We start from the raw sequence: 13,612 nt of genomic DNA on the forward strand, positions 1-13,612 counted from the left end.
GCCTTAGCGCGCCGCTATCAGTCTCGATCCGCCATCGCCAGCTCATTCAGTTGCTCCATGCTCAGCAACTCCCAGCTTCCCCCTTCATGTAGTCGCAGCGCCTTGCGGTGAAAGCGCATTACGCTTGGCCGGTGCCCGACGCTGATCCACGCCGTTCCTGCTTCTTCCAGCAGTTGATACAGCGCCGCCTCGGTCTGCAAATCGACGGCGCTGGTAGCCTCATCCAGAAACAGATAACGCGGCTTAATCAACAGCATACGGGCGAAGGCAATTCGCTGCTGCTCGCCCAGCGACAGCACGCGTGACCAGTCGGCAACCCGATCCAGCGGCCCGTGGCGGGCCAACAGATCACCGAGGCACACCTTTTCCAGCAGCCCCGCCAGTTCGCCGTCACTGACTGGTGACTGTGCAGCGGGATAGCATATTTGGCTACGCAGATCGCCTTCAAAGGTATAGGGGCGCTGGGGCAGGAACAGGCAGGCCCCCATCTCCAGCGGCAGCGTCACGCTACCCTGCCCGTTCTGCCACAGCCCTCCGATAGCACGCAGCAGCGAGCTTTTCCCCACGCCGGTACGGCCAACGATAATCAGGCGGCTGTCTTCCGGCAACTTCAGGTTGAGGTTTTGCACCAGCGACTGCTCACCGCCGGGCGTTTTCAGGCTAACGTTGCTCAACTCAATGGTTTTACCGGGCTTCATGACCAGGTTATTTTTATCGTCGACCTGAGCTTCCTGCAACCTGAGGAAGGTTTCGTGTATTTCCGCCAGCCGCACCACGTTCGGCACGGTCTGGCTGAGTAACGGAATATAGGTGGTCAGCACCGACAGGCTGTTGAGGAGCATAGTGGCAGAGGCGGTTGCCTGCGCAATGCTGCCGTAGCTGATATCGCCACGGAAATAGACCGGAACGAGGATAATCAGCGGCAGATAATTCCACACCTGGCCAACGCCCTCGTTCATCAACTGCATATAGATGCTGTAGACATTTGCCCGCATCCGTTTGCGGATGGCGTTCAGCAGTCGGGTAATGATATGCTCCACCTCCACCGCTTCTCCGCGATAAAACGCAATGTTCTCAGCATTATTCCGCACGTGGGTCAGCCCATAGCGTAAATCAGCTTCGGCCACGGTGACATCGAAGTTTTGCTTGATGGTTGGCCGGTTGATGTAATACATCGCCACCGCCTGGAACAGCGCAAATCCGATAACCCCAAAGAACATCGGGGTGGAGATGCTCATCATGATAGTGGTCTGTATGCCCATATCCATCAGCGAACCAATAAACTGGCGGGGGAATGCGCCCACCGTGCCGCAGAAGGGTTCCACCTCCTGCTGAATACGCTGGTCAGGATTATCGATCTTCTCATCCTGCAATATATAATAATAGGCGTGACGGTAGAGATAGTTGTCCATAATGTATTCTGTCAACCAGCGCCACCAGTGCATCGCCAGCATCGAATCAATCAGCTGCTGCACCATATCCGCGCCAAAACGCAGCACGCCGAACACCGTCAACCAGGTAAACAACTCCCAGTAGAGATCGGTCCGTTTATCCACCAGCGCATTAGTGACATCGGTGGTGAGCTGGGTAAGCTTTGCTCCCGCCAGACTGAAGCCGCCCATCATCAGGCAGAGAATGCCCACAGTCAGCCAGGATTTCCAGGCATCTTTGCGGGTCCAGTATGGTGCGGCCAACTGCCACACGCGGCGGAAGAACAGGCGATTTAACCGGTGCCGGTTTTGATCGTTTTTTAGTTCCGATAACATCACAGCCATCCGTTATGCCCTTCAAAAAATAAGAGGATCAGACCGCCCGGGCCTGAATATGATATGAAGCTGCATCATCCCCCTGCTGTTCCGCTTCACTGTGCTGCGTCAGCCGCCACTCGCCGTGGGCCATCAGGTGCAGCTTTTGCGGATGGAACTGCATCAGCGTTTCGCGATGCCCGACGCTGATGCAGGTGATTTTCGCCTCGCCGAGCGCGAGATAGGCCAGGTGTTCTGTTTCCACATCCATCGCGCTGGTGGCTTCATCCAGAAACACATAGCGCGGTTGATGCAGTAAAATACGGGCAAACGCCACCAGTTGCTGTTCGCCCAGCGACAGTACTTTCCGCCAGTCTTTAATGCAGTCCAGCCCACCCTGCTTCGCCAGAAAATCCGGCCTGCCAAGGCGGGTAAACGCCTGTTGGATGAGCCGGTCATCCCCGTTTTCTGTCGGTTTCGGGTACAGCAATTGGGAGCGTAAATCGGTGAGGACCATGTAAGGTTTCTGTGGAATAAACATCATTTGTTGATGTGGCGGCAACTGTATCTCACCTTTGCCGCGCTGCCACAATCCGGCAATCGCGCGCAGCAGCGAGCTCTTCCCTACCCCAGTCTGTCCGACAATTAACGTATGCTGGCCTTCGGCCACACGCAGGGAGAGGTCACGTACCAGCTGCTGCTCGCCGCCGGGTGTGGCAACATCAACATGTTCCAGAGTGACAATCTCCCCTTGACGGCAATGAATGTGAGTCTCCTCGTGGGTTCTCTGCGGATCGTTTAGCTGATTGAATTTTTCCTGGATCTCGGACAGCCGCACCACGCTCGGCATGGTGCTAGTCATGGTGGGAATGAAATTAGAGATCACCGACAGGCCAGATAGCACCATGGCCGCCGCCGCCGCAACCTGATCGATAGAACCATAGGCCACCTTGCCGCTGAAGTAGAGCGGCACAACAAAAAAGATTGGCAGCAGGCTGAAGATCAGGCCCATCACCTGATTCACTACACTCATGCGGATGCCGTAAAAAATCATCGTCATTTTGACCTTCGCCACATCGTGTAGCCGTTGATGCAGTCCCTTTCTTTCGCTGTTTTCTCCGCGATAGAAAGCGATAGTTTCCGCATTGTCACTCAGGTGCATCAACCGCGATCGCATGCGCGCCTGAGCCACGGTCAGATCCCAACTCTGCTTAATCGTCGGGTTATACAGCCACATTGACACCAGCGTATTCACCCCGGCATAAATCACCACCGCCCAGAACATATTTGGCGATACCTGAACAATAATGTTGGCCTGTACCGCAATGGTCATCAGCGAGCTGAGAATAAACTGCGGTATGCCAATCACCGTCTGGCACACCGACGGCACCTCCTCCTGCAACCGTTGATCCGGGTTATCGATAAACCCGTCTTTCTCGATTTCGTAGTAGGTGCGGTTGTGCATATAGGCGTTCAATAAATGCCGTGTCATCCATTTACGCCAGTCCAGCAAAAGCCATGAACTAAACCAACTGGTCATCTGCACCGCTAGCGTCTGCATCAGACCGACAAAGGTCATCCAGATCATGATGCGCCAGTAAATGCTCTGTTTCGCCACCAGCGCATTAGTGGAGTCTGCCACCAGATTGGAGATATAGCCGCCAACCAGGCTGAAGGCTGCAGCGGAGGAGAGCAGCATCGCCATAATTGCCCACGCTTTCCACGCCTCAAGGCGGCACCAGTATGGCGCGCTTAGCGTATAGAGCCGACGAAAAAACAGCGCGTTCAGTTTGTAGCTGCGGGCAGCAGCGGGTTGTTCATCAACTGACATTGCAAATATCCACACGATTTCCAGATACCCAGAGAACGAGTAAGGAGCCGTAAATCCACAAACGTGCAGCCAAATTGTGGAAAAGCTTTACCTGACTCGTTCTATCGGCACTGACTTTTTTCGATACATCACCTGTTTTGGAGCCTGCATGAACGACGTAACGACGGCCGTCCCCACTCTGGCGGCCACGCTGCCCGAGATCCCCTTTCAGCGCTTTACCCTCGATAACGGCCTGACTCTGCTGGTGTATGAAGATGCCAATTCACCTACTGTTGCTGTCCACCTGGCCTATGGCGTAGGTGCGAAGGATGAGCCCACCGGCCGATTTGGTTTTGCTCATCTTATGGAACACCTCATGTTTTCCGGCAGTGCGGCACTGCCGGGCAGCTATATCAGCCACCTGGAACAGGCAGGAGCTGAAGGGCTAAATGGCGTGACCAGTGCTGATGTCACCCAGTTTTTCCAGTCGGTGCCGCCGGGATCGCTGGATTATGCGCTGTTTGCCGAATCGGATCGGATGGGATACCTGCTTGGTGGCCTGGTCCCGCAGGCACTGGAGGTACAGCGGGATGTAGTTACCCGTGAAATGGAAGAAAACGAGCTTCAGCCGCTGGGGGCTGTACAAGGACTGATCCTGCGGCATCTGTTCCCGGAGAAGCATCCTTATGCCCATAAAGTTGCAGGTGAACGGGCTGATTTACAGCAGGTTAGCTTTGCTGATGTAAAGGAGTGGTACCAGCGTTATTACCGGCCCAATAATGCGGTAATCACTCTGGCTGGCGCAATTACCCCCGAAGAGGCGCGGGAAAAAGTACAACGCTGGTTTGGCGACATCGCGCCGGGCGAAACACGGGAAACTGTGCAGCGCTGGCTACCTGAGCTCAGGCATGAAAAACGCCTGCACCTGCAGGATCGCATTGACAACCAGCTGCTACGAATCTGTTGGCCAATCCCACCCTACGGTGAGAATGACACTACGGCGCTGGAACTGTTTGCCGGGGTGCTGGCCGATACTGCCTTGTCGCCGCTGGTGATCCGACTGATGGTCGATAATCAGTTTGCTACCGCAATATCAGCCTTTGTTGAATCCGGCATGCTGGCGAGCTATTTCAATCTGCGCATCGAACTGCACCCGGGCGTCAGAGCTGACGATGTAGAGCATCACACCATGGCGGTATTGGAGGAGATGCAAACCACTCCGCTGAACCCCGATCTGCTCCAGCACAGCCAGCAGTTGCTGCTGGAAAACTCACGGTCTGACTGGGCCGATCCCCTGACGCTTGCCGCAGCTCTGGGGCGACATGAACACTTGCCAAAACGCGCCGAAGGTCTGCGCCAGCGCGTGGTCCAGGCGCTGAATATGTCTGCCGAAACTGTAGTCGCGGCGGCACAGCGATGGTTAAAGCAGGGGCGGCTGGTCGTGCAAGTCGATCCGTTTACCGCCGTGACCGGCAACCATCATCCTGCGCCAGCACGTATAGCTCCGCCAATTATTATCGCGCCGCTAGCTCCTGTGCCTGCGGCACAGCGGCGAGTACTGTCAAACGGACTAAATATCGTCGTCATTCCTGCAATTCAGCAGGGATTGCTTAGCGCCAGTCTGATCGTCGAAGCCGGATCGCAGTTCGATCCGCCGGAATACAGTGGCCTGGCACAACTGGTCGCAGGACTGATCGCCAGCAGGGAAAACGACGGTATAACCCTTGAACAATGGCTGTGGTCGCAGGACGCGGGCATGGTACTTGACGTCGGTGTGAGCAGTATCGCGCTCAGAATGCAGATGCCGGAGCCGAGCGCCGAACTGGTTTTCCATCACCTGAGTGATGTACTGCGCCGCTCTCCAGCCTCGGCGGAGAGCATTGAAGCACATCGCGATCATTACCTGCAGGTGCTAAACGATCTGGACAGCGCAGCATGGGCCCTGCCTGCCATTTGTTTCCCTCCGTCACATCCGTTGCGCCGCCCGGCGTTTACCCAGGGCACCGCCGCCAGCCTGGCACTAATCACGCCCAAGGCGGCGGATGCGTTTTATCGGCAACACTATCAGCCACACAACGCCACCCTACTGCTTTGCAGCTCGCTGCCCATTGAGCGGCTGAGCGCGCTGCTGGAACGCAGCCTGGCGCAGTGGCAACCTGCAACTTCGGCGGCCCCAACACCACCAGCAATTCCCCCTGCCGATACCGCTGGCTCACTGTTGCTGATCGATAACCCCACAGCGGCAGTGACGACGTTAATGGCGTGGTTTGTACTGCCGGGCATCGGATCGCCACACGATGCCGCTGTGCAGTTGATCCATCCTTTACTGGTCACCAGCTTTGCTTCGCGCATTAATTTTTCCCTGCGCGAAGTGGATCGCCTGACCTACAACGTGACGCCGCTCAGCCAGTCACTGCCAGGCAGTCGCCTGCTGGGCTTTGAAATGACCCTGGCTGCCGAAAATACTCTGGCAGCGGTTAAAGCTATCCGCCGCGAATGCGATGCACTGCTGGGCAATCGACCGCTTACCCGGGAAGAGATACTGGGACTTATCCAGATAGAACAGCTACGACTGAGCCGACCAACAGGCAATGATTATGAAGCACTATGCCGACAGGAATCGCTACTGCGTGAGGGACTAGCAGAAAATTACCGTCAGCAACTGATGGATTCTCTGACTGCACTCAACGAGGTTCAGATCGATCCTCTGCTACGCCAGGCAATCGCACCAGGATGTGGAAAATGGCTTATCGAAGGCCCGGTAACCGCCGTAGCTGACAAACTAGCGGACATACTCGCGCTGCCTGCCGGGTATTATCCCCATAATCCCGAGGCGCTTTATAAATAAATTCCTTCACCACACGTTTTCCGTTGCGATGTTTTCACCGCTAATTCGTTTTCTCTGAGATAACACTAACTCATGACTGGAATCACACTTTATGGCATCGAAAAACTATCACTCCTGGCTGATGCTGGCGGTGCTGGGGGGAAACCTGGCGGGCACCTCATCCACGCTGGCGCAGCAATCTTCACCAGCCGGAGACAACGCCAGGCAGGTACAGCGATATAATTTCAGCATTCCTGGCGGCGGTTCGCTGGCCGAGGCGCTACTGGCCTTTGGTCAGCAGAGTGGCCTTCAACTCATTGTGCCAAGCGAACTGACCAACGGGCTTTCGAGTGCGGGCTTCAGCGGCAACTATTCGGCTGATGACGCCCTGCGTACGCTGCTGTCGGGCACCCCGTTGAGTTTTAAATATGTCAACACCAATACCATCCAGATCTATAGCACCGCACAGGCCTCAACCGACGGTACCGAAGTTTTAGGTACGGTTCAGGTAGATGGCGCGCTGGATCAGGGCAGCGACATCAAAGGTGTTAATGGCAGCACGGACATTACCGCAACCGAAGGGTCCGGCAGTCTGAATGGCGGCATGCTTACCGTCGGTTCCAAGGGAGCAACCAGCGTTAAAGATACGCCACAGTCGGTCAGCGTTATAACCAGTGAAACCATGCAGCAGCAAGGTATTCGTACCTTGAACGATGCGATGCAAAAAGGCACTGGCATCACAGTGCAACAGGGCAATAACTCGCGCGAGAAAAATTTTTACTCGCGTGGATTTCAGATCACTCGAGCCAGCATCGATGGTGGATCGCCGATCGATATCACCGGCGGCACCAACTATAACAACCGCTTTTCTCCTTCTTTTGATATGTCGATGTACGATCACGTGGAGATCCTGCGCGGTGCCGACGATCTGTTTAACGGTTTCAGCACCACAGGCCCGGGCGGGACTGTTAACCTGGTACGTAAACGCCCGCTCGATCACTTTCAGCTAAAGTACGACGGCTCGGCGGGCAGTTGGGATAACTATCAGAACTCGCTGGACCTTACTTCTCCGCTGAATGACGCTGGTACGCTGCGCGCCCGTGCCGTCTTAACCCGCAAAGACAGCCACCATTTTTACCGCACGGCAAAAGATGAAAATACCGTGGCCTACGGCACGTTGGAAGCCGACCTGACGTCATCCACCTTGTTAACCATAGGCGGCAGCTATCAGCGCATTCGCGGCGTACCACTTACTAACGGCCTGGAGCTTTACCCGGATGGCAGAGATCCCCATTTCAGTCGCAAAACGGCGTGGGTGTTTCCCTGGGAAAAGTCAGACTCCGATACGCGTGAAATCTTTGCTAAGCTGGCTCAGAAAATTGGCGACCGCTGGAACTTCAACCTGAACTATACCGGGCTGTATCAGCGTAACAGCACTATTTACTCTAATGTCGCCGGAAATATTATGCCGGATACCGGCTTGTTCTCAGCCGAGCCCATCTCCGCCGACGGCAGCAATAGTAATAACAAACAGTTCTCTTTTGACTCCACGCTGACCGGAGAGTTTGACGTCTTTGGCCTACCGCAGAAGCTGACTTTCGGTGGCAATTATTCCAAAGAAAACTACTGGATGACCTCCCCCGATGCTGCCAGCATGGTCAACGGCTGGTTCGGTACCACTGGCCCGATAATGGACCCGTGGCACTGGGATACCTCGGTGCCTGAACCGTCAATTCCGGCGGGCTATTATGCGTATATGAGCAGCGGCTCCTCAGTAAACTGGGGGATGTACTCGCAACTGGTACTTACCCCGTGGAAACCACTGCACTTTGGCCTCGGTCTTCGGCTGAACGCCTATAAAAGTAATACCCATACCAGTACCGCCAGCGATCAGAGCGACATCAGCGAATCCACCCGTAAGTGGGAAAGTCCTTACTACTCGGTCAGCTACGATATTAACGATGACCTGAGCTGGTACGGCAGCTACACTAAGATCTTCATCCCGCAGAGTAATATGATCGCACCTTCAGGACAGCAGATCGATCCGGAGACCGGCAGTAATCTGGAGACCGGCCTCAAGTACGCCCAACCGGGAGGTCTGCTGAATGCGTCGCTGTCGCTGTATCAAATACGTCTGGTGAATCAGGGGCAACTGATCGGCGCTGATTCTGTAAATCTGGGCGGCGGACGTACGGGCTACTACCGCAACGCGCCGGATGCGAATATCAGCAAGGGGGTGGATCTTGAGATCACCGGTACCGTACAGCCGTGGTGGCAGACCTCGTTAGGATATACCTATAACTTTAACAAGACCTCTGATCTATCGTCGGACGGACTTAACGACAGCATCACCACCTTCACACCAAAGCACACTATTAAATGGTGGAACGACTTCCAGTTTAACAATGCCGGGGAGACGTTAAGCAAGTTCAGCTTTGGCGTTGGCGTACAGGCGCAGAGCAAGACCAAACAGATTGGTAGCTGGTACGACGATGATTTTAACCAGCACAACTACAACGCCAATACTGCATTCTATGCGGTGTATTCCGCCAGAATCGGCTACGCTATTAACCGCAACTGGAGTGTCGCCCTGTTGGGCAATAACCTGTTCGACAAAACTTACTACTCCACCGTCGGCAACTTACACGGCGGCTACTGGTACGGCGATCCACGTAACTTTGTGCTGTCAATTAGCGGGACCTTTGACTAACCAACTTATCGCCTGCTGCTGCACCCCGAATCATGATTCGGGGTTTTTTATGCGCCGGAAACGGCACAAAAAAAACCTGCCCCGGGAACTGATGCCGATCGGTGAGGATAGATGGCGTCATGCCCGCAGGCAGGTTTTTGATTTCAGGTCATTATGCAGCGTCAGGCGCCTGCTTCATCAATTGCAGGAAACGCGTTCTGAATACCTGTATGCGCTGCGGCTCTCCCGCCGCAAAATCTTCGTTAAAAAGCGCTTCTTTCTGCACATAATCAGCAAACTCAGGTGACTGCTGCCGCCATTGCAAATGCAGCGTTTCTAATGCGCCTTCTGATTCCTCCTCCGGGATTGCCGCCAGTTGTGGTTCAATCCACGCCCAGCGTCGATCCGCCATCGCCAGTTCATCCCTGCTCCAACCTGCGTTAATTTGCTCCAGATGGAACTGGATCTGATACCAGTGATGCTGAATAGTACTCGTCGCATGCGTATCGTTGAGCGCCGACGGCGGCGAAAGGATAGACAGCAGAGAACAAAGATGCTGTTCAAGATCCTGCCCACTCTGGCAGGAATCGTGATGTTCTCTGGCTTCCTGTTGAATCTTCAGCCATACCTGCCGCGGTGTCTCCCGCCCGGTCAGATAGTGGTGTGTCAGTTCAATCCAGTGTAGCCGTAGCGTATTCAGCGAAGACGAAAGCACTGCAGGCCAGCGGAGATCCGCATCTTCCAGCCACTGCACCAGTAAATGCAGTGGAACATCGCCGTAGGCTTTTCCGCTCGCCAGAACGGCGATCAGTTCGTCGATCTGCTGCGGGGTGACAAAATCGAGAACCTCCAGCCACAGCGCCAGTGCGGGTGGCAGGCCGGAAACACGTTCAAATACATCCAGCGATTCCTGTCCTGCCAGCACGTAAGGTGCGGTCAGCAGATCTTTCGGGCGCGGGAAGGCATAGTGAGAGATTTCAGCGGCCAGTGCTTTCTCTTTCAGGCGCCCGGTCAGGAACCTCCGCAGTTCGTCGTCACCGTAGAAAGATGGCCAGGGCTGTACCTCGGGCACCACCACTTCTCCCTCAGATTCAATTACAATCCCTTGCGATCTCAGCCAGTTATTAAGATCTGAAAGTGAATCCACGCCCACTTTACGCGCCACTTCGCTACCGTTGCGGAACAGGAGTAGCGTAGGGATACCGCGCACACGGAAACGCGGCAGCAGATGTTCATGCTCCTCCACGTCCAGTTTAGCCACCGTCAGTTGCCCTTCCGTTGCCGCCGCCACTTTCTCCAGCAGCGGAGCAATAGCCAGGCAGGGGTTGCACCAGGGAGCCCACAGGTCCAGCAGCACCGGCTGCTCAGCATGGTTCAGGGCATCGTCCAGCGTGCGGTCCGTCAGGTTAATAATGAGATCAGACATAGTAACTCCATGATGTTGGAAAAAGGGCTGCGCGTTGTGCTGTGGTCATGCTTAGTCATAAAGCGCATCGCCGCCGTCGTTGATAACGTGCAGATTGCCGGGGAACATCGCGGCAAGTTCTTCCCGGAACAGACTGGTATCCCCGGCAATCACCCAGGTCAGCCGTTCAGGGGAGAACAACTGCTGTGCCAGATCGTTAATCTGCTCCAGCGTGATTTCGCCGATACGCTGCTGATGAGTCTGCCAAAAATCATCGGGCAACTGACTGCGCAGCAGCCAGGAGATCATATTGTTCAGTCCGGACAGGCTTTCGGCGCTACTGCTAAAACCCAGCAGACTGGTACGGCGAACCTCTGCCAGCTCATCCGCCGTCACCGGCCGCTCGCCGATCAAAGCCCGGTATTCCGCCAGAATTTCACTGATGGCATCGCAGGTACGATCGGCCTGGACTTCGGTTTGTACGTAGTGAACCCGTTGTTGAAAATCGTTAATCAGTCGCCCTTTTACGCCATAGGTCCAGTTTTTATCTTCCCGCAGGTTCAGATTTATACGGGAGGTAAAACCGCTGGCGAATACTGCGTTCAACAACTCAAACCCGGCTTCATCGGTGTCGCTAACACCCGGCAGCAGTGAAGCTGCGGCGATGGAGGTTTGCTCTGCACCGGGGATATCAAGAATCCAGACACGGGGATGCATCGGCGGGTCTGCCTGCGGTATCGCAGCATTATCCATTGGCAGCCCCGCCAACTGCCCTACTGAGGTATTCAGTAGCGGCAACAGCACGTCCAGGGTTATATCGCCGGTGACAACAAGTGTGGCCCCCTGGACATTAAGCAGTTGCGGTAGAGCCGCCATTAACTCGGGAAACGTGGTCTGTGTCAGCCCGGCGTGGGTGCCTTCTGACCCGCCAGGCACCCGGCAAGGATGACCTGCGGGATAGAGCAGGCCCGGCAGGACGCGCACGACCAGCGCACTGGCAATCTGCTGCTGTTCGGTCAGCGCATCAAGCTGGATTGCTCGCTGCCGCTGGAAATCTTCCTCCAGCAATACACTATGCGCCAGGCGATCGCTGAGCAGCGCCAGCGAGGCAGGCAACTGCGGGCTGCGACAGGAGAGCAAAAGCGAAAAGTGTCGCAGCCGCCGGCGTAGCTCCATGCGGCAGCCCAGATCGCGGCAGGCCTGGTTGAAGGAGAAAGCATCCCGTTCACCGGCTCCGGACTGGTTAAGCAGCTCGCTCAGCAGTTGATGCTGACCGGGTCGCGGTAGCGCAGCTGTAGGCAACAACAGATCGAGGTAGATATCGTTCTGACCATGCCGTTCCAGCAGCACCAGTCGAATGCCGTTAGCCAGCCGGGCATGCTGCACCTGCGGCAACACCAGTGGCACCGGAGGCTGGATTGCTGGCGGCGGCGTGCGCTGGGCGGCGGTTGCCGTTTCATCCGTTCTGGCGGTGAAGGGTTCTATCTCCAGCGTATAGTGCGGGCGGCTCAACCAGCGCCGGGCGACCTGATGCAGATCGTCAGGCGAGGCGTTGTCCAACTGGCTGAGCTGCTGGCGAAAGGCATCGGCATTGCCCAGCGTCACCTGGCAAACCGAGAGCAATGCGGCTATCTGCGCCGAAGTCTTATAACTATCGCGGAACAGGTTAAGTGCATCATTCTTCACCTCACACAGACGTTGGTCATCGCATGGCTGCGCAAGAAAAGCGTACACTTCCTCCAGCAGGCTCTGCTCCAGCGCGGACAGCGCCTGTCCTTCGGCAACGGTAGCACTGATAATAAACTGGCTGCACAATGCACCGTCAGCGACCATAGCCTGCACACTACTGGCTATCTCCCTGACGTACACCAGATTTTTGACCAGTACGGAAGACAGCCCTGATGCGAGATAATCCGCCACCAGCGACAGTAACGTGGCATCCGGATTACCTGCCGGAGGAATGTTCCATACCAGTTGCAGTGTACCGTTGGCGACTTTCGCCTGGTAGCGATCGCGGCGCTGCGGAGTGATATCGGCGATCCAGCTTTCAGGACGGGCCAGCGGCTGTCCGGCAGGAATATCGCCAAACCAGTGGCTGACTTTCTCCCGCGCGGTAACGAGATCGATATCGCCGCACAGCGCGAGCACCGCATTAGAAGGCGTGTAGTATTTCCGGAACCAGTGCTGCACATCTTCCAGTGTAGCGGCTATCAAATCCTCTTTTTCACCGATAACGGTATGGGCGTAGGGATGCTCAGCGGGGAAACAGCCCCGCGATTTAAACTCGTAGAGCTTGCCGTAGGGACCGCTCTCGGTCTCCAGTTTTTCGTTGAGCACTACCCGCCGCTGCTGATCCAGCGACAACTGACTGATGCTGTCGCAGAAATGCCCCATACGGTCCGACTCCAAAAACAGCGCATAGTCAAACGATCCTGTCGGCACAGTGGCGTGATAGGTGGTGCGATCGGTGCTGGTATAGGCGTTGAGGTTGGTGGCTCCAGCATGAGTCATCTTTTCCAGAAAGGAACCGGGTGCATGTTCGCTGCCTTCGAACATAAGATGCTCAAAAAGATGGGCAAATCCGGTCATCCCTGCGAGTTCATCTTTAGAACCAACCTGGTAAATTAGCTGATATGACACCAGCGGCACATCGCGGTTTTCTGCCACGATAACCGTTAGTCCGTTATCCAACGTGAAGGTACTGGTGGGGAAAGCGATATCGGCCAGAGGCTCGCGCTTATCCGATATGGGTCGTGGCCTGTACTGCGTTGTCAAAATCTATCCTCTCTCGGTTATGCATGACATATCAGAATGCCGCTCAGCGGCATTCAGGGAAGACCCATTCAGGGGCCGGACGAGAGAGAAACGACTGAACAACAGAATTTTCGCAGCCGGTAGTAAAAAATATTTTCTGTTGCCGGTTCATCACCTTCATATACAGGCGCTGGCGCTACCGGCTGACTCAACAAGAATAATTATCTGGCCATTAATTTTAATTTGGCAAAAAAAACTAAAAATCACACGACATTAAAAATATCGAGTTTTTTTACTGCGGCGGGTGATGAAAACGGCAGGTAGGGTCGTTTTCATCGTATCACCACAGCGTGCAGTGCTGACCTGCGGTATTCCGAATGAT

General features: G+C 55.3%; 6 protein-coding genes. 2 read left to right on the forward strand and 4 right to left on the reverse strand.

From position 1 onward, the window contains the following. Positions 1-17 precede the first annotated feature (17 nt). Positions 18-1,766 carry an ABC transporter ATP-binding protein/permease gene (locus tag CWM66_RS01600; protein ID WP_158262933.1) on the reverse strand — a complete coding sequence of 583 codons (1,749 nt, stop codon included), beginning with the start codon at positions 1,764-1,766 and terminating at the stop codon, positions 18-20. A gap of 37 nt (positions 1,767-1,803) precedes the next feature. After that, positions 1,804-3,576 (reverse strand): ABC transporter ATP-binding protein/permease, encoded by a 1,773-nt coding sequence (locus CWM66_RS01605; protein ID WP_007374852.1) that lies wholly within the window; start codon positions 3,574-3,576, stop codon positions 1,804-1,806. Positions 3,577-3,724: 148 nt separating this feature from the next. Between CWM66_RS01605 and CWM66_RS01610 the strand changes: the two genes are divergently transcribed. Continuing rightward, on the forward strand, positions 3,725-6,403 hold the full coding sequence (locus tag CWM66_RS01610) for a pitrilysin family protein (RefSeq protein WP_146159917.1): 2,679 nt from the start codon (positions 3,725-3,727) through the stop codon (positions 6,401-6,403). A 91-nt stretch (positions 6,404-6,494) separates the two neighbouring features. Further along, on the forward strand, positions 6,495-9,092 hold the full coding sequence (locus tag CWM66_RS01615) for a TonB-dependent receptor (RefSeq protein WP_007374850.1): 2,598 nt from the start codon (positions 6,495-6,497) through the stop codon (positions 9,090-9,092). 151 nt (positions 9,093-9,243) lie between these two features. On the opposite strand, the gene CWM66_RS29405 is transcribed toward CWM66_RS01615, so the two are convergent. Then, positions 9,244-10,497, reverse strand: coding sequence for a co-chaperone YbbN (locus CWM66_RS29405; RefSeq protein WP_090396983.1), 1,254 nt, complete (start codon positions 10,495-10,497; stop codon positions 9,244-9,246). Between the two features lie 51 nt (positions 10,498-10,548). Further along, on the reverse strand, positions 10,549-13,251 hold the full coding sequence (locus CWM66_RS01625; RefSeq protein WP_227135684.1) for a pitrilysin family protein: 2,703 nt from the start codon (positions 13,249-13,251) through the stop codon (positions 10,549-10,551). Positions 13,252-13,612: the final 361 nt, after the last annotated feature.

Source organism: Kosakonia sp. H7A, from assembly GCF_003028445.1.
GTDB classification, from domain to species: domain Bacteria; phylum Pseudomonadota; class Gammaproteobacteria; order Enterobacterales; family Enterobacteriaceae; genus Kosakonia; species Kosakonia radicincitans.

What these genes read in the sequence shown, in the direction of transcription:
- CWM66_RS01600 (WP_158262933.1), bottom strand. Translation starts at nt 1,766, where the DNA reads ATGTTATCGGAACTAAAAAACGATCAAAACCGGCACCGGTTAAATCGC.
- CWM66_RS01605 (WP_007374852.1), bottom strand. Translation starts at nt 3,576, where the DNA reads ATGTCAGTTGATGAACAACCCGCTGCTGCCCGCAGCTACAAACTGAAC.
- CWM66_RS01610 (WP_146159917.1), top strand. Translation starts at nt 3,725, where the DNA reads ATGAACGACGTAACGACGGCCGTCCCCACTCTGGCGGCCACGCTGCCC.
- CWM66_RS01615 (WP_007374850.1), top strand. Translation starts at nt 6,495, where the DNA reads ATGGCATCGAAAAACTATCACTCCTGGCTGATGCTGGCGGTGCTGGGG.
- CWM66_RS29405 (WP_090396983.1), bottom strand. Translation starts at nt 10,497, where the DNA reads ATGTCTGATCTCATTATTAACCTGACGGACCGCACGCTGGACGATGCC.